This window comes from Chthoniobacter flavus Ellin428 (genome assembly GCF_000173075.1).
In the GTDB taxonomy this organism is placed as follows: Bacteria; Verrucomicrobiota; Verrucomicrobiia; order Chthoniobacterales; family Chthoniobacteraceae; genus Chthoniobacter; species Chthoniobacter flavus.
Genome location: NZ_ABVL01000006.1, coordinates 279,327 through 295,335, shown reverse-complemented (window position 1 = coordinate 295,335; position 16,009 = coordinate 279,327). Strand labels below are relative to the sequence as shown.

At 61.8% G+C, this 16,009-nt stretch carries 13 protein-coding genes; 11 read left to right on the top strand and 2 right to left on the bottom strand.

What is annotated here, in order from left to right; all coding sequences use genetic code 11:
* The first annotated feature begins 2 nt into the window (after positions 1-2).
* The 4 genes from CFE428DRAFT_RS12740 (at position 3) to CFE428DRAFT_RS12725 (ending at position 5,282) form a co-directional block, all read left to right on the top strand.
* Positions 3-329, top strand: a complete 327-nt coding sequence (locus CFE428DRAFT_RS12740; RefSeq protein WP_006979956.1) for a hypothetical protein — start codon at positions 3-5, stop codon at positions 327-329.
* Positions 330-338: 9 nt separating this feature from the next.
* Positions 339-1,448, top strand: coding sequence for a TFIIB-type zinc ribbon-containing protein (locus CFE428DRAFT_RS12735; protein WP_006979955.1), 1,110 nt, complete (start codon positions 339-341; stop codon positions 1,446-1,448).
* Between the two features lie 8 nt (positions 1,449-1,456).
* Positions 1,457-2,482, top strand: coding sequence for an anthranilate phosphoribosyltransferase (trpD, locus tag CFE428DRAFT_RS12730; protein WP_006979954.1), 1,026 nt, complete (start codon positions 1,457-1,459; stop codon positions 2,480-2,482).
* Between the two features lie 106 nt (positions 2,483-2,588).
* The gene (locus CFE428DRAFT_RS12725) at positions 2,589-5,282 is read left to right on the top strand and encodes a right-handed parallel beta-helix repeat-containing protein (RefSeq protein WP_006979953.1); all 2,694 of its coding nucleotides are present in this window, start codon (positions 2,589-2,591) and stop codon (positions 5,280-5,282) included.
* A 90-nt stretch (positions 5,283-5,372) separates the two neighbouring features.
* On the opposite strand, the gene CFE428DRAFT_RS12715 is transcribed toward CFE428DRAFT_RS12725, so the two are convergent.
* Positions 5,373-6,185 carry a rhomboid family intramembrane serine protease gene (locus tag CFE428DRAFT_RS12715; protein WP_042724877.1) on the bottom strand — a complete coding sequence of 271 codons (813 nt, stop codon included), beginning with the start codon at positions 6,183-6,185 and terminating at the stop codon, positions 5,373-5,375.
* 107 nt (positions 6,186-6,292) lie between these two features.
* On the opposite strand from CFE428DRAFT_RS12715, the gene gcvT reads away from it, so the two are divergent.
* The 7 genes from gcvT (at position 6,293) to CFE428DRAFT_RS12680 (ending at position 12,875) form a co-directional block, all read left to right on the top strand.
* Positions 6,293-7,408: a glycine cleavage system aminomethyltransferase GcvT gene (gene gcvT, locus CFE428DRAFT_RS12710; protein WP_049975625.1), complete on the top strand. Its 1,116-nt coding sequence runs from the start codon at positions 6,293-6,295 to the stop codon at positions 7,406-7,408.
* A 23-nt stretch (positions 7,409-7,431) separates the two neighbouring features.
* Positions 7,432-7,836 carry a glycine cleavage system protein GcvH gene (gene gcvH / locus CFE428DRAFT_RS12705; protein WP_006979950.1) on the top strand — a complete coding sequence of 135 codons (405 nt, stop codon included), beginning with the start codon at positions 7,432-7,434 and terminating at the stop codon, positions 7,834-7,836.
* Positions 7,837-7,847: 11 nt separating this feature from the next.
* Positions 7,848-8,510 carry a DUF4412 domain-containing protein gene (locus CFE428DRAFT_RS12700; RefSeq protein WP_006979949.1) on the top strand — a complete coding sequence of 221 codons (663 nt, stop codon included), beginning with the start codon at positions 7,848-7,850 and terminating at the stop codon, positions 8,508-8,510.
* 27 nt (positions 8,511-8,537) lie between these two features.
* The gene (locus CFE428DRAFT_RS12695) at positions 8,538-9,116 is read left to right on the top strand and encodes a Maf family protein (protein ID WP_006979948.1); all 579 of its coding nucleotides are present in this window, start codon (positions 8,538-8,540) and stop codon (positions 9,114-9,116) included.
* Between the two features lie 521 nt (positions 9,117-9,637).
* Positions 9,638-10,525 carry a phosphoribosylaminoimidazolesuccinocarboxamide synthase gene (locus CFE428DRAFT_RS12690; RefSeq protein ID WP_237705482.1) on the top strand — a complete coding sequence of 296 codons (888 nt, stop codon included), beginning with the start codon at positions 9,638-9,640 and terminating at the stop codon, positions 10,523-10,525.
* A gap of 156 nt (positions 10,526-10,681) precedes the next feature.
* The gene (locus CFE428DRAFT_RS12685; protein ID WP_006979946.1) at positions 10,682-11,950 is read left to right on the top strand and encodes an NfeD family protein; all 1,269 of its coding nucleotides are present in this window, start codon (positions 10,682-10,684) and stop codon (positions 11,948-11,950) included.
* A 148-nt stretch (positions 11,951-12,098) separates the two neighbouring features.
* Positions 12,099-12,875, top strand: coding sequence for a slipin family protein (locus CFE428DRAFT_RS12680; protein WP_006979945.1), 777 nt, complete (start codon positions 12,099-12,101; stop codon positions 12,873-12,875).
* A 14-nt stretch (positions 12,876-12,889) separates the two neighbouring features.
* On the opposite strand, the gene CFE428DRAFT_RS12675 is transcribed toward CFE428DRAFT_RS12680, so the two are convergent.
* On the bottom strand, positions 12,890-15,886 hold the full coding sequence (locus tag CFE428DRAFT_RS12675; protein WP_006979944.1) for a Calx-beta domain-containing protein: 2,997 nt from the start codon (positions 15,884-15,886) through the stop codon (positions 12,890-12,892).
* Between the last annotated feature and the right edge of the window lie 123 nt (positions 15,887-16,009).

Genomic DNA, 16,009 nt, shown 5'->3' with positions numbered 1-16,009 from the left:
TAATGAAGTCTGTTTCTTTCCCGACGCGTGGGGACACGCGTCCTGCATCCCGCGCCTTCACATTGCTCGAGGTCGCGCTCATCGTGGCGATCATTGGCATGATGATCTTGATCATCATCGGCTACCTGATGGCGCCGAAGGAAAAGGGTCCGCTGCCGCCCGTGGCAGCGCCAACCCCGATCCCGCCTTCGACCGCGCCGGCCACGCCGAGCCCGAAGGCCGCGGCTACACCGGCACCGGCATCGGCCACACCCGCTCCGGCTGCGCCACCGTCGACGCCGCAGCAGGTCATCCAGTTGTCGCCGCAGTCACCGCCCACTTTCCGCTAAGTCGCCCCAATGGCCGAGATCTCCGCCCGCTCCAAGTTTGCCTGCCCGGCGTGTGGCGCCGAGGCGCAATGGAATCCTGCGAAGCAAGCGCTCGTCTGCCCGTTTTGCGGCACGACTTCGCCGATGAAAGCCGCGCCCGATGCGGGCGGGGAGATCGAGGAACACGATCTCGTCACCGCGCTGCGCAATATCCCCGATGAAGATCGCGGCTGGCAGACGGAAAAGAAATCGGTGAAGTGCCAGAGTTGTCAGGCGATCACCGTCTTCGATCCTACGCGCGTGGCCCAGCGTTGCGATTTCTGCGGCTCGTCGGCTCTCATTCCCGTCGAGGATATCAAGGCGCCGATCCGGCCGGAGAGTCTGCTGCAATTCAAGATCACCGAGGCCAACGTGCGCGACATCGTGCGCAAGTGGTACGGCGATGTGTGGTTCGCGCCGAGTGCGCTGAAATCGCGCGCGCTGACTGACACAGTGCACGGCATTTATCTGCCCTACTGGACTTTCGACGCGCAGACCCACGCCGATTGGACAGCGGAGAGCGGCTACTACTATTACGAGACGGAGTATTACACCGACTCGGACGGCAAACAGCAATCGCGCCAGGTGCAGCGCACGCGCTGGGAGCCGAGCGGCGGCGCGCTCGACCATTTTTTCGACGACGAACTGGTGCCCGCCTCGCGTGGCGTGCCCGCGCCTTTGCTCGGCAAGATCGAGCCTTTTCCCACGACGACCGATCTCAAGCCCTACGATCCCGGCTTCCTCAGCGGCTGGGTAGTGGAGCAATACCAGATCGACCTCGTGGCCGCCGCGCAGAAAGCGCGCGAGAACATGGACGCGCAACTCCAGCAGATGTGCGCCCAGCAGGTGCCCGGCGACACGCATCGCATGCTCCAGGTGAGTTCCGATTACGCGGGCCAGACCTTCAAGCACATTCTCGTGCCGGTGTGGGTGCTCGCCTATACCTACGGCGCGCAGACTTTCCAGGTCGTGGTCAACGGCTACACCGGCGCCATCGCCGGCAAGCATCCGTTGAGCTGGGTGAAGATCCTGCTCACCGCGCTGGCGGTCATCGTCGTCATCCTCATCCTCCTGGCCATCGCCGGCTCGCATCAACGCTAGTGGTCACGATGGAAGATCTCACTGCGGAATTACGCGCGGGGCGCGATCTCGACGCCGCCCAGATCGAGCACGCCGTTGCCGCGCTGACTTCGGAAGAGGTCGCCGAGACAGCCAAGGCGGATTTCCTTCGCGCGCTGCGCGACAAGGGCGAGACGGCCCGCGAGATTGCCGGCTTCGTGCAGGCATTGCTCGCTCGCGCGGTCGATCCTGGTCTCGACCCGGAAAAGCTGCCGGGGCCGATGATCGATATCTGCGGCACGGGCGGCGACAAGCTGGAGCTCTTCAATATTTCGACCACGGCGATGTTCGTCCTCGCCGCCGGCGGGGCCTGCGTGGTGAAACACGGCAACCGCGCCATCACCAGCAAGTGCGGCGGCGCCGATGTCCTCGAACGTCTTGGCGTGCAGATCGATCTCTCGCCGGCGGATTTGCGCCGTTGCATCGAGGCGCACGGGCTCGGGTTCGTTTTCGCGCCGGCGTATCATCCGGCTTACAAGGCGATCGGGCCGGTGCGCAAGACGCTGGCCGCGCAAGGCGTGCCGACGATTTTCAATCTGCTCGGCCCGCTGCTCAATCCGGCGCGTCCGCCCTATCAACTCGTGGGCATCTACTCGCCGCTGCTGTTGCCGAAATACGCGGAAGCGATGGGCGTGCTCGGCCGCGCCTGTGCGTGGGCGGTGCACGGCCGGGGCATGGATGAGCTTTCGCTCACCGGTCCCAGCATGGTGCATGCGTTGAGCGATGGGCTCATTGATGAGCGCACCGTCGATCCCACCGAACTCGGCCTGGCGACATGCACGATCGAGGATTTGCGCGGCGGCGATTGCGCACACAACGCGGCGATACTGACTGCGATCATCGACGGCACTGAGCGCGGCGCGAAGCGTGACATCGTGCTTTTCAATGCCGCCGCGGGTTTTGTCATCACCGGTCTCACCAAGGACCTCGCCGCCGGCCTCGCGCTGGCCCGGGAACAAATCGACTCCGGCCGCGCCCTGGAAAAACTGCGCGCCCTGCAAAGCTTCTCGCGCTGAGCATTGGCGAAGCGCGGAAATCGAAGATCGAAGTTAGGAGATCGGCAGAACGCTTTTCCGATCTTCGAACTCCCATCTTCGATCTCCGCCCATCATCCGTTTTGAAATGAAACCGTATCTCACTCTCTTCCTTATCGCCGCTCTCGCGACGGCGGCTCACGCCACCGACTGGTATGTCGCCAAGGACGGCAACGACCAATGGTCCGGCAAACTCGCGACGCCCAATCCCGAGAAAACCGACGGCCCTTTCCAAACGCTCAAGCAAGCGCAGACTGCGGTGCGCACGGCCATCACCGGCGGGGACACTTCACCCAAGACCGTGCAAATCCGCGAAGGCGTGCACGAGCTCGCGCAAGGCCTGGCCTTCGACGCCCGGGACACCGGCACCGCCGAGGCGCCGGTCGTCTGGCGCGCTTACGAAAACGAAAAGCCGGTCCTCATCGGCGGAGTGCAAATCCATAACTGGACCGAGTGGAAGGACGGCATCTACCAGACCGACGTCGCCGCGCAGGGCTTCACGGGGAAACCGTTCAAGCAATTCCTCTTTGGCGGGCAGCGCCAGATCCTCGCCCGCTACCCGAACTACGACCCGCAGCATCCCTACAGCGGCGGCTGGGCTTACGCGGATGGCGAGATGTGGCCGATGTATGCCGACAAGGAAGGTGAGGACCGGCACACGTTGCTCGTGAAGCCACAGGACTGGCGCGAGTGGAAGCGCCCACAGGACGTCGAAGTCTTCGTCTTCCCGCGCTACAATTGGTGGAACGACATTCTGCGCGTGAAGAGCGTGGACGCGGAGAAGCACACCATCACCACCGCGAAGGACGGCAGCTACGCGATGCGCGCGAATGACCGCTACTATTTCCAAGGCGCGCTCGAAGACCTCGATGCGCCCGGCGAGTGGTATCTCGACAAGGAATCCTGGCATCTCTACTTCAAGCCGCCCGCCCCGCTCGAGAGCGCGCCGGCTTACGCGCCGACCGTGCGCGATATCATCAAGGTCGAGAGCGCGAATTACTTCACCCTGCGCGGGCTGACCCTGGAGTGCGCGGACGGCAGCGCGGTGGTGCTCTCGAAGTGCAACCACTGCCGCATCGTGGCCTGCACGGTGCGCAACGTCGGCGACTTCAGCGGCACCGGCCTCGTCATCCACGATGGCGCGGACAACGGCATCGTCGGCTGTGACATTTCACGGACCGGCAGCAGCGGCGTGAGCCTGAGCGGCGGCGATCGGCCCACGCTCACCTCGGCGAATAACTTCGTCGATAACTGCTACATCCATCACGTCGGCGTCTATTACAAACAAGGCGTGGGTGTCGCTCTCCAAGGCGTCGGCCAGCGGGTCTCGCACTGCCTCATTCACGACACGCCGCGTTTCGCCATCCAGTTCACCGGCAACAATCACATCCTCGAATACAATCACCTGCGCCACATCGCGCTGGAGACCGAAGACGTGGGGGCGACCTACTGCGGCGGACGCGATTGGATCAGCCCGCGAGGCACGGTCATCCGCTACAATTTCATCCACGACGTGCTCGGCTTCGGTTGGAACGGCAAGTGGACCTCGCCCTATTTCGCGTGGGGCATTTATCTCGACGACAATTCCGGCGGCGTGGACGTCATCGGCAACATCGTCGCTCGCTGCGGCCGCTCCTGCCTCCACGGGCACAGCGCGCGCGATTGCCGCGTGGAGAACAATATCTTCGTCGAAGGCGGCCTGCGGCAGTGGGAATTCAACGGCTGGACGGTGAAGCAACACTTCTGGGAAACGACGTTGCCGCAGATGATCAAAGGCTATGAGTCGGTCGCGCATCTGCCCGCGTGGAAGGACATGCGCGGCATGGACGTCCCGCCGGAAAAGATCCCCGACAGCGAAGGCCGCGTGATGTCCGGCGACGTCTTCACGCGCAACATCATCGCGTGGAAAAATCCCGAGGCGAAGGCGCTGAACGTGGTGAACTTCAACCCGGAGCGGAATCACTTCGACGACAATCTCTACTGGCACTACGGCCTGCCGATCAAAACTGGCCAGCGCAAGGCCGGCAAAGTCATCGGCGGCAATCTCGCTCCGAATCCGCATTTCAAATCCGGCGGCGTCAATGCCCTGCCGGAAGAATGGCAGTGGCAGATCCACACGCCCGGCGGCACCGCCGGCATGATCGAGCAAAACGATGAAGGCATCCTGCGCATCGACGCCGCCTTCAACCACGAAAAGAAGCGGGACAATTATCCGATCGTCATCAGCCACGAGATCGAATTGAAGCCCGGTGCGGCCTATCGCCTGAAGGCGCGGATGCATACCGACGTGGACAGCGCCAAGGCTTCGCTGATGGTGCAGTTTTACCTGCCGCCGAAGAATGGGCAGCCGGGACATTTCTGGGCCAGTGCGCCGGCGGAGGCGAAGGTCACGAAGGATTGGCAGGAATTCGAATTCGCCTTCAGCATCCCCGCGAAAGGCGAGAAGGGTTACCACGAGGCGATGAAGAATTTCCGCATTCGCTTCGACTGGCCGGCGGAGAAAGGTTCGCTCTACGCGGCCGATGTCGCGCTCGAGGAAACCGAATCACTGAACGAATGGCAAAGCTGGCAGGCGCTCGGCGATCAGCACAGCGTCATCGCCGATCCGAAATTCCTCGACGCGGACAAGGACGACTACCGGCTCGCGACCGATTCGCCCGCGTGGGCTCTCGGTTTCAAGCCGATCCCGGTGGAGAAGATGGGTCCGTACGCCAGCCCCGATCGCGCGACCTGGCCAATCGTGGAAGCCGAAGGCGCCCGCGAGCATCCGGATTCGCGGTAGAGGCGGGACGCGTCCCTCCCGCGGTCATTCTGAGCGGAGTGCCCGAGGGCGAAGGCGGCGGGCACGTAGTCGAAGAACCCGATCGAACCGCTATTGCGCCGCTGGCGGCGCCGGCGGTGTGGGCGCTTTTGGCAGATGCTCCACACAGTATTCCTGACCATCCCGTGCGACGCGAAATTCGAGATCCGGCGCCTGGATTTCCGTACGGCCACAGGTCGCACAACGATGCATCGCCTCCTCGTCGGGGCGACGCGCCGCCTCGAAGCGCATGCGCCGCCCATGGACCTCGCGTCGATGGACTGCGTCCTGGAAAATCTCGCGGCCGAAAAAAATGAAATAATTCGCGAAAGCCACGAGGAGGGAAATGCGATAGCTCCACCCATTCGCCAGAAAGCCGAGCACGAGGAAAATGCCGGAGATCCACGCCAGCCATTTCACCTTCACCGGGACGAGCCCCATCAAATAAATCATCTCCTCCGGGTAGAAACGCGCAAACGCGAACAAGAGCGAACTATTGAGCATGGCGGCGGCAAAACCGGACCTGGTGTAGAAAGCCGCGATGGTTACACCGATCATCCCGAGGAGATAGAAGACATTGACCCGAAAACTGCCCATGGCGTTCTCCAAGCCATCGCCGATCCACCACATGTACCCGATGTAGAATGCCGCCCAGATCCAGTCGATGATCGGGCTGCCGATGGAGGGGATGAAAATGTAGGTCACGAGCCGCCAGACCTGCCCGCGCATCACCGCCTGGGGATCGAGCGCGAGGACCTCGATGAGGTGCGGGTTGACCAGCTTATACAGGATGAAGACCAGCGCGCTGAACCCCGTAATCACCCGGATCAGGTTGGGAATGGCGAGATGTCCAAAGCGGCGTTCGGCGCGAGTGATCCAATTCATGAGTCGGGTTGCGCAGACTTTGAATTCCCCTGTCATAATTGCAACCGGCGAATCCTTTCTGCCCCTAGCAGGTTGACACGTTCACGCCACCACTTACGCTGCCGGGCGTGTCCGCAGCTCAAGCCCTAAAACAGACCCCACTCCACGATGAACACGTGCGCCTTGGCGCCAAAATGGTGGATTTCGGTGGTTGGTCGATGCCGGTGCAATACTCCGGGATCATCGACGAGCACAATGCCGTGCGCAGCAATCTTGGCATATTCGATATTTCCCACATGGGGCAATTTTTCGCCGAAGGCCCCGGCGCGCTCGCCTGGCTGAATGGCCTGCTGACCAACAACGTGGAGCGGCTTGCGGTGGGCGAATGCCAGTACACCTTCCTGCTCAACGACGGCGGCGGGGTCATCGATGACCTCATCGTCTACCGCATCGGCGAGGAGAATTACCTGCTCGTGGTCAATGCGGGGAAGATCGACGAGGATTTCGCCTGGATGAAATCGCATCTCGCGCCGGGCGTTGACTTTCAGAATCGGAGCGCCGACTTCGCCGGCCTCGCCGTGCAAGGGCCGCGTTCCGCCCAGCTTTTCGATGCCTTTTTCCAGGGCAAATACTCGCGGCCGGCCCGCAATGAAATCCTCCGTGCCGTGATCGACGACGAGACTTACTTCATCGCCCGCACCGGTTACACCGGCGAGGATGGCTTCGAGGTTTTCTGCGTGGCGAACCGCGCGGTGAAATCGTGGAACGACATCCTGCGCAAGGGCGCGGAATTTGACATCAAGCCCTGCGGCCTGGGCGCGCGCGATACGTTGCGCCTGGAGATGTGCTATCCGCTCAACGGCTCCGATCTCCTGCCGGACACGACGCCGATCGAAGCCGGGCTTTCCATTTTCGTCGACCTGCAGAAGCCGAACTTCATCGGCAAGGACGCGCTCACGAAACAGCGGCAGGAAGGCGTGAAGCGCCGCCTCGTACCCTTCAAGATGACGGAAACGTGCCCGCCGCCCCGCTCGCACTACGCGGTCTACAAGGGTGACAAGAAGATCGCCGAGACGACCAGCGGCACGCTCTCCCCCACCCTCAAGGTGGGCATCGGCATGGCTTACATCCCGACCGAGTTCGCGCGGATCAACGAACAGATCGAAATTGAAATCCGCGGACGACGGTTCCCGGCGACTATCGAAAAGAAACCGCTGCATCGCGCCGGCACGGCCAGCAACTGATTTTTCCCCACATACCTCGCACCATGAACGTTCCTGAAAATCTCCAATATGCTGCCACTCACGAATGGATCCGCCTCGACGGCGCCGAAGGCACGGTCGGCATCACCGATCACGCCCAGGCGGAGTTGACCGACGTGGTGTATGTCGAGCTGCCCAAGGTCGGAGCGCAAGTCACCGCCGGCCAGCAGATCGCGGTGGTGGAATCCGTGAAGGCCGCGAGCGATATCTACTCGCCCATTTCCGGCACCGTCCTCGCCGCCAATGACGCGCTCTCGAAGAATCCCGCGCTGATCAATACCGACCCCTACGGCGAAGGCTGGATCTTCAAGATCAAGGTCGAGGCCGGTGAAGAAATCGAGGAGTTGAAGAGTCCCGCGCAATATCGCGAGCAGATTGGCGGAGCCAGTGGCGCCGGCGAAGGCGTGTAGTATTTTCCCTCGTGAAAACGTTTTTCCTCGGGGTCGCCGCGTCCCTCGCCGTCACCGTCTGCCTGCATGCGGACCTGGTGGTCGTGCAGAAGGTGGAAGGCGGCGGACAAAACAGCACGCAGACGATCAAGATCAAGGGCAACAAAGCCCGCGCGGACCTCAGCCCGTCCGCGAGCACGATCACGAATGGCGCCACCGGGGAGATGATCACGCTCATGCACAGCGGCCGGACCTATCTCAAAGTGACCGCCGAGCAGACGAAGAAGATGATGGAGGAGCTGCAAAAATTCCGCGCCGGCACGGAGCCGGCGAAGCTGCAGGATTCCGGGAAGAAGGAAAAGATCGACGCCTACGACTGCGAAATCTTCACCGCCGGCGCGGGCGCGCTCACGGCCACCTATTGGATCGCGAAGGATTTTCCCAACTACCAGAGTGTGCTCACGCAGCTCGATCAATTCCAGGCGGGCACCATCTCCGCCATGGGCAAGGGGCTCATGCCGGAAATCAAGGATATGCCGGGGATGCCGATGAAGACGGAGATCGTCCTCAACGGAAAAAAGGTGACCACCACGATCATCTCGGCGAAGGAGGAAAACGTCGACCCGAAGTCGTTCGATATCCCGGCAGGATACAAAGAAATTTCCTCGCCTGAGCTCAATTTTCAGCCGAAGTAGCTGGCGCGGCTCTCACCGCCGCGCTCTATGTCGTTGCCGCTGACCCTAGCTTCCGCTTCGCCGCGCCGCAGACATTTGCTGCTCAAGCACGGCTACAACTTCCGCGTCACACCGGCGGAGGTCACTGAAATCATGGCGCCGCACCTTTCACCGGGCGAGATCACGCTTTTCAATGCCCGCGCCAAGGCCCACGCCATCGCCCGCCAGGAACCGCACGCCCTCGTCCTCGGCGTGGATACCGTGGTCGCCTTCGAAGGCGAGGTGCTCGGCAAGCCCGCCAATATGGACGCCGCCTTTGCCATGGTGAAACGGCTCAACGGGAAGAGCCACGACGTCTACTCCGGCGTCTGGCTACGCCACGAAGAATCCGGCCGGGAGCGCGGTTTCATCGAAGTCACCCGCGTCCATTTCCGCAAGCTGACCGACGCCCAATTGCGCGCCTACCTTGCCCGCATCGGCCCGCTGGATAAAGCCGGCTCCTACGCCGCGCAGGAAGACCGTGGCGAGCTCATCGACAGCATCGAGGGCTCGTTCACCAACGTCATCGGCCTCCCGATGGAGGCGCTCGCGGCGGCGCTGGAGGAATTCTTGCAGGCGACGGCGTAAAGCTCCGCCTCGGAAAGGCGTTTTAAACGCAGAGGACGCGGAGAACGCAGAGGGCCGCAGAGGAGGAAAAGATGAAGAAGCGTGTTACTCTCAGCGATCAGGAGAGCGCGCCCCGGAACGGCGCGCCGGATGGCTTCGCGCGAGAGTTCCGGCGGTTCCATTCCTCCTCGGAATTGAAGGCAGTGCCGGTTCGATTTCTTTAATCCGTGCAACCCGTAATCCGTGGTTCCCTCTGCGGCCCTCTGCGTTTCCGCGTCCTCTGCAGTGCTAACCATGAAAATGTCCGCACGACGCGTAGAATTTTTGGCCCGCGAATCACGCAAATAACACGAATGAGGGCAGATCATTCGCGTCATTCGGGTGATTCGCGGGTCACTTTCCCTTCCCTGTCTTTTCGAATGTTCGTGGCTCCCCTTTTGGTTGCGGCTTTGCCGCGCTGCGCCCTCTACGCTAAAATATCTGGCGGCTTTCCCAGCTTTTGAGAGTTGGCTGTTTCGGCCTGTCCCCCCATGCTGCCGCGGATGGAAATCCTCACCCTCGACCTTCCCGGCATCCGCAAAATCGCCAGCGGCAAAGTGCGCGAGATCTTCGATCTCGGCGAACACCTCCTGCTCGTGGCCACGGACCGGATCAGCGCTTTTGACTGCATTCTCCCAAACCCCATTCCACACAAAGGCGCGGTGCTGACCTCCATCTCGGCCTTTTGGTTTCAGCGATTCGGCTTTGTGGAAAACCACGTGGTCGCCACCGAAGTGGCCGATTTCCCGGCAGCGCTTCAGCCGTATGCCGCCCAACTCGCGCGCCGCGCGATGGTCGTGAAAAAGGCGAAACCGCTCCCCGTGGAATGCGTGGTGCGCGGCTATCTGGCCGGCTCGGGGTGGAAGGAATACCAGGCGTCACAGACGATCTGCGGGATCAAGCTCCCGGCGGGTTTGCGCCAGGCGGAGAAGTTGCCCGGGACGATTTTCACGCCGTCGACCAAAGCCGAGAGCGGGCACGACATGAATATCAATTGGGACGAATGCCGCCGGTTGGTCGGGGATGACGTGGCGGAACAGGTGCGCACGTTGAGCATCCGCATTTATGAGGAAGGCCGGGCGTATGCCGCGGAGCGCGGGATCATCGTCGCCGACACCAAATTTGAATTCGGCCTGCTCGATGACCGCGTCATTCTCATCGACGAATGCCTCACGCCGGACAGCTCGCGCTTTTGGCCTGCGGACCAGTATGCGCTGGGCATCAGCCCGCCGAGTTTCGACAAGCAATTCGTTCGCGACTATCTCGAAACGCTCACCTGGGACAAGACTCCGCCGGCGCCAGCGCTGCCCGCGGATGTCGTGCACAAGACGAGCGAGAAATATCTCGAGGCGTATTCGCGGCTCACCGGCCGCGCCCTGGCCGGCGTGTAAGCCAACTCGTCGGCTCTTAATCCTTAATCCTTAATCTCAATCCTTAATCACACATCTCCATCTGCACGGGGGAGGATTAAAGATTAAGGATTACGATTAAGACATCCTGCCCCCGCCGGGATTGAAACGACTGCCTTCCGGCATTAGGCTACGGGCATGAAAGCCCTGGCGCGATTGGCTGCGGTGCTGCTCTTCCCCACCGTTCTTTTCGGCGCGGAAAAGATAACCACGATCAAGGTCGACGGGCCGATCGGCCCGGCCACGGCGAATTACATCGGACGCGCGACGCGAGAATCCGGCAAGCAAGGCGCGCAGTGTCTTGTCATTCAACTCGACACGCCGGGCGGCCTGCTCGATTCGACGAAATCCATCGTGCAGGACCTGCTCGCCTCGCCGGTCCCCACCGTAGTCTATGTCTCGCCCTCGGGCGCGACGGCGGCGAGCGCCGGTTGCTTCATCACCCTCGCCGCGGATGTCGCCGCGATGGCGCCCACGACCACCATCGGCGCCGCGCACCCGGTCGAACTCGGCAGCACCTCGCAGCCGGACGAAACGATGAAGACCAAGCTCGAGAGTTACTCGATGAGTTACATCGAATCCATCGCCGCGCGACGGAAGCGCAACGTCGAGTGGGCGCGTTCATCGGTGAAGGAAAGCGCCTCAATCACCGCCGACCAGGCGCTGGAAAAGAAAGTCGTCGAGATCGTGGCGAAGGACATGAACGACCTGCTCACCCAACTCAACGGCCGTGAAATCAACGGGCACAAATTGCAGACCAGCGGCGCAACCGTCGTCGAAATCGGCATGACCCCGTCGGAGCGCATCTTTCAACGGCTCTGGCGGCCGGAGGTCATGTTCCTCCTCATGCTCATCGCGATCTATGGCTTGATCGGCGAGGTCAGCAATCCCGGTGTGATCCTGCCCGGTGTACTCGGCGCTGTCGCCCTCATTCTCGCGCTTTATATGTCGGCGATCCTGCCGGTGAATGCCGCGGGCGTCGCCTTCATCGGCCTCGCCGTGGTCCTCTTTCTCATCGATGTCTACGCGCCTACGCACGGTGTCCTCACCGGCGGCGGCATCGTGGCCTTCCTGCTCGGCTCGCTCCTGCTCTTCGACCACGCCGGACCTTACTTCCGCCTTTCGCTCGGCTACATCCTGCCTGCGACAATTGTCACTGCACTCTTCTTCATCTTCGTCGTCGGCCAAGGGCTGCGCGCGCAACGGCTGCCGATCCAGGTCGGCACGGAGACGATGATCGGCCAGACCGTCCCTGCCCTGACCCGCATCGACGAAGGCAGCGGCAAGGTTTTCATCGAAGGCGAATATTGGAACGCGGTGAGCGATCAACCTATCGACGCCGGAGCGCTCGTTGAGGTCGCCGCCGTACAAGGGCTCACCTTGAGGGTGAAGCCGCCCTCCGTCTGAGAAAGATAAAACCGCGCATGAACACGAATGGACGCGAATAAAAACCAGCCCGCAATTCCCTCCGCTCCTATTCGCGTTCATTAGCGTCCATTCGCGGTTCTCCGCATTTTGTCCCTCACCTCCTTTCCATCGAACCCAACCCACACCTATGAACCTCCTCGAACCCCTCGCCCAACTCGTCGCCTGGCTGATCCCGATCTTCATCGTTGCCGCGATTGTCCTCCCGCAGGTCGCGCGCATTTTGCGCGAGTATGAACGCGGCGTGATCTTCCGGCTCGGCAAGCTCCTCGGCACGAAGGGGCCGGGCCTCATCTTTCTCATCCCCGTCGTCGATCGCATGGTGAAAATGGATCTGCGCGTCGTGACCATCGACGTCTCGCGCCAGGAAATGATGACACACGACAACGTGCCCGTGTCGGTCGATGCGGTGGTTTACTTCCGCGTCGTCGAACCCGCGGCGGCAGTGATCAAGGTGGAGAGCTATTGGAAAGCGACGTCGCTCATCGCCCAAACCACTCTGCGCAGCGTCATCGGCCAGGCCGAGCTGGATGCCCTGCTCGCCCAGCGCGATCAGTTGAACCAGAAGTTGCAGGAGATCATCGACCGCCAGACCGATCCGTGGGGCATCAAGGTCACCGCCGTGGAAATCAAGGACGTGGTCCTGCCCGAAGGTATGAAACGCGCCATGGCCAAGCAGGCGGAAAGCGAGCGCGAACGCCGGGCCAAGATCATCAATTCCGAAGGCGAATTCCAGGCGGCGGAAAAGCTCGTGCAAGCCGCGGCGATGATCGCCGAGCAACCCATCGCCCTGCAATTACGCTACCTGCAAACGATGCGGGAGATTTCCAACGAACACAATACGACGACGTTCCTGCCGATCCCGATCGATATTCTCAGCGCGTTTGCGAAGAAGCCGGAGGCGTAGGCCTGCTCCGTCCCCTACTGGCTGAGCGTGACCTGCAGGTGCATGAACCGTTTCGTCACGCCGGCTTGATTCACCGGCACGCTGTCACGATAGGTCACCGTTTCACTGCCGTCCCCATTGGAGACGGGTGAACCGACGAGGACCGGCACCCCATCCCACGTGCCAGGCACCGCTCCAGACTGCGGGGTGTAGATGACATCCGTCGCACCCGGTACACGGCGATAAGTGAGAGTCAAATATTTGCTCCCGCCCACTGTCTGGATACTGCTGATTGGATAGCCGCTCGCATTCAAGCCCTTGGGATCGAAGCCGAAGGCGTACTCGAACAAATTGGAGTAGCCGTTGTGATTCGGGTCGGCGGTGAGGCCGCTGATGGAAGAGTCGTTCAGATCCGCGCTGGTGAACTTGCTGTTTTTCCAGACGTTATAGGGCGCGGTGATCGTGACCAATGTGATCCAGGGTGCGCTATTGGGCAGACCTCCGATCGGAACTCCCAGATTGAGCGACAGCGTCTGGTCTCCTTGCGCGATGCCGTCATTCAGCAACGGCAGCGTAATGGTCTTGGTGGCGGAATCGCCATCCGCCCAGGAGAGGTTCCCCGAGACCGGCGTATAGCGTGTCGCCGCGGCGGTGCCGGCAATGGTGGCGTAATTCAGCGAAACCGCTCCGTAACTGCCACCGGTCCGCGTGGCCGTGATGGCCAACGCCGTCCCTTCGGCGCCCAGGTAAGATGCGGCGCTGAACTGCACCGTACCGGGCAGTCCTGGGAGGCCGGAAAACACCCGTGCCGCGGTCGTCCCATTCGACCCATCCGCGCAGAGCACGATCTTGCCGTCCGCCTGCATGCCGAACTCATTGACTCCCCCCAAGGTGCTGACGTTGGTGAAATTGGAGTCGAGGACGCCTGTCGCCAGCAGGCGCGCGGAGTCCGCCATCGCCGTGCTGTTCACGTTGGCAAACTGGCCGCCGATCAGGATCTTGCCGTCAGCCTGCACCAGCACCGCGCCCACCGACGCATCGGCATTGGGGGTGAATGTGGCGTCGAGAGCGCCGGTGGAAGTCACGCGGGCGAGATAATTGTGCGCCACGCTGTTGAAGGCCGTGAAGTCGCCGCCCACCACCATCGATCCGTCGCGCTGGATGGCGATCGCCCGGATGGCCTGCAATGCACCCGTGTTTCCCAGGGTATGTGCGCCGTCACCTACGTCGAAAGTCGTATCCACCGCGCCCGTGCCCGTCACCCGCACCAGACTGCCGCGGAACTTCGAACCGGAAAACGGTCCGCCGGAAAAATAAAACACCCCACCGACGATGATCTTGTTATCCGGCTGGATGGCGAGCGCCTGGACGCGCCAGCCACTGGTGCCGCCAAAATTGGGCCCCACGAAATTGGTATCGACCGTGCCGTCGCTATTCAGGCGAGCGAGATACTCGCTGGCCACCCCTCCGAAAGTGGTGAAGGTACCGCCGACGACGATCTTTCCATCCGCCTGGACGGCAATGGCGCGCACGCTGGAGCCGCCGGCGCCGGGATCGAATGTCGTGTCGAGGCTGCCATCGGTATTCAACCGCGCCAGGCCATTGCGAGTCACTCCATGCACGGAGGTGAAACTGCCCCCGATGAGCACTTTGCCGTCCGCTTGAAGTGCCATGGCGTAAACTGGCGTGGCATTCACCCCACTCCCGTTGCCGAAGGCCGTATCGACCGACCCGTCGGCATTGAGACGGCCGAAACCGTTCCGCGTATAGACGGTGAAGGCGGCATCCTGCATGAGGGTCATCCAGCCCGCGAGGAGGATTTTCCCGTCGGGTTGGACGATCGTTTGCAGAGCGTTCGAGTTGACGAAATCCGCGTAGAAGCCGGGATCCGCTGCCCCCCCGCTGCCGATGTTCACCGTGGCTGCGGCGCTGTTGACGACGACGCCTCCGGTCACGTTGGTCAGCGTCACATTAAAACTCTTCACCCCGGTAAACGAGGCGGTCTTCACGATGGGAATGGTGATCGTCTTCGGAGAATTATCGCCATCCGCCCAGGAAACCGACCCGCTCTGGCTGGCATAAAAAGCGGGCGCCGTCGCTGTTCCATCCGAGGTGGCGTAATTCACGCTGACTGCCCCGGTGCTCGACGCGCTGCGGTTCAGGGTGAGCGTCACCGAACCGGATTGCTCGTCCACATTGTAAGTGGTGGCCTGCCACTGGATGTGTGGATCGAAGGACACCTGCACATCGAGGTATTCGTTGGGCGTGGTGCCGCCTTTGGCCAGCGGATGGATGGTCACGCCGCCGACGGTGTCATGAAAGCTGGCGCCCACCGCCAGCGCGGCATCCTGCGCATTCGTCCCCGGAGTGGTCATGTCGAGGAGGTTTCCCTGCACGACGGTATTGTAGCCCCACAGAATGTAGGCGCCGTTCATGAGCGAGCTGTTGCTGGTGAAGAGCTGGCGCAGGCCGATCCAATAATCCTGCGTCGAGTTGCGCACGATCTTGAGCGCCAGCGGATTGGCGGTATTCACACTCGGGTGATCGAAACGATAGACGCGATAGGTACCCGCGGCGCTGATCGTGGTAACGCCCGTGTCCGGAATCCAATGCAGGAGGCTCTTCTGCCACATGTCGAACTGGTAATTGATGTCCGTATTACCGCTGCTCATCACCCCGAAGGGATCGCCGTATTCGATGCTCGTGCCATTAGGCGAAACGGGATTGCCGTCGTTCACCTGCCAGAGATTGCAATGTTGCAAGCCGTAGGTGTGGCCGATCTCGTGGGCGCAGTCGCGAAAATCGAAGAAACCGTTGATCCAAAAACGATTGCCCTGCACGTCGCCCAGACCGCCGTAGGTGATGTGGGAGCCGGTGAGGTTGCCGAGGTTCGAGAAGACGACGCCGATGCGGTCGTAGTTCGCGAGATTGAAACCGGCGCCGCTGGCCAGGGCCTCCGCGTCCGTGTGCAGGGTACTGTTGTAGGCGTTGGTGCCGTCGCCGACCGCGTAATAGGCCGCGGTCTGCGGCATCCGCAATACGCCCGTCACATCCGATGTGCCGATGGAGATCGCTGTGAGACCATAGGATCCCTGGGCATAGAAATCCGCGACCTGGCTGGCATTGTTGAAGACGCCGTTAACGTAGTTCGCGTC

Bases quoted from the DNA above. Each gene is read 5' to 3' on its own strand.
- CFE428DRAFT_RS12695 (WP_006979948.1), top strand. From the start codon at position 8,538: ATGTCGTTGCCGCTGACCCTAGCTTCCGCTTCGCCGCGCCGCAGACAT.
- CFE428DRAFT_RS12740 (WP_006979956.1), top strand. From the start codon at position 3: ATGAAGTCTGTTTCTTTCCCGACGCGTGGGGACACGCGTCCTGCATCC.
- CFE428DRAFT_RS12680 (WP_006979945.1), top strand. From the start codon at position 12,099: ATGAACCTCCTCGAACCCCTCGCCCAACTCGTCGCCTGGCTGATCCCG.
- trpD (WP_006979954.1), top strand. From the start codon at position 1,457: ATGGAAGATCTCACTGCGGAATTACGCGCGGGGCGCGATCTCGACGCC.
- gcvH (WP_006979950.1), top strand. From the start codon at position 7,432: ATGAACGTTCCTGAAAATCTCCAATATGCTGCCACTCACGAATGGATC.
- CFE428DRAFT_RS12685 (WP_006979946.1), top strand. From the start codon at position 10,682: ATGAAAGCCCTGGCGCGATTGGCTGCGGTGCTGCTCTTCCCCACCGTT.
- CFE428DRAFT_RS12725 (WP_006979953.1), top strand. From the start codon at position 2,589: ATGAAACCGTATCTCACTCTCTTCCTTATCGCCGCTCTCGCGACGGCG.
- CFE428DRAFT_RS12690 (WP_237705482.1), top strand. From the start codon at position 9,638: ATGGAAATCCTCACCCTCGACCTTCCCGGCATCCGCAAAATCGCCAGC.
- CFE428DRAFT_RS12735 (WP_006979955.1), top strand. From the start codon at position 339: ATGGCCGAGATCTCCGCCCGCTCCAAGTTTGCCTGCCCGGCGTGTGGC.
- CFE428DRAFT_RS12715 (WP_042724877.1), bottom strand. From the start codon at position 6,185: ATGAATTGGATCACTCGCGCCGAACGCCGCTTTGGACATCTCGCCATT.
- CFE428DRAFT_RS12675 (WP_006979944.1), bottom strand. From the start codon at position 15,886: ATGCCGCAGACCGCGGCCTATTACGCGGTCGGCGACGGCACCAACGCC.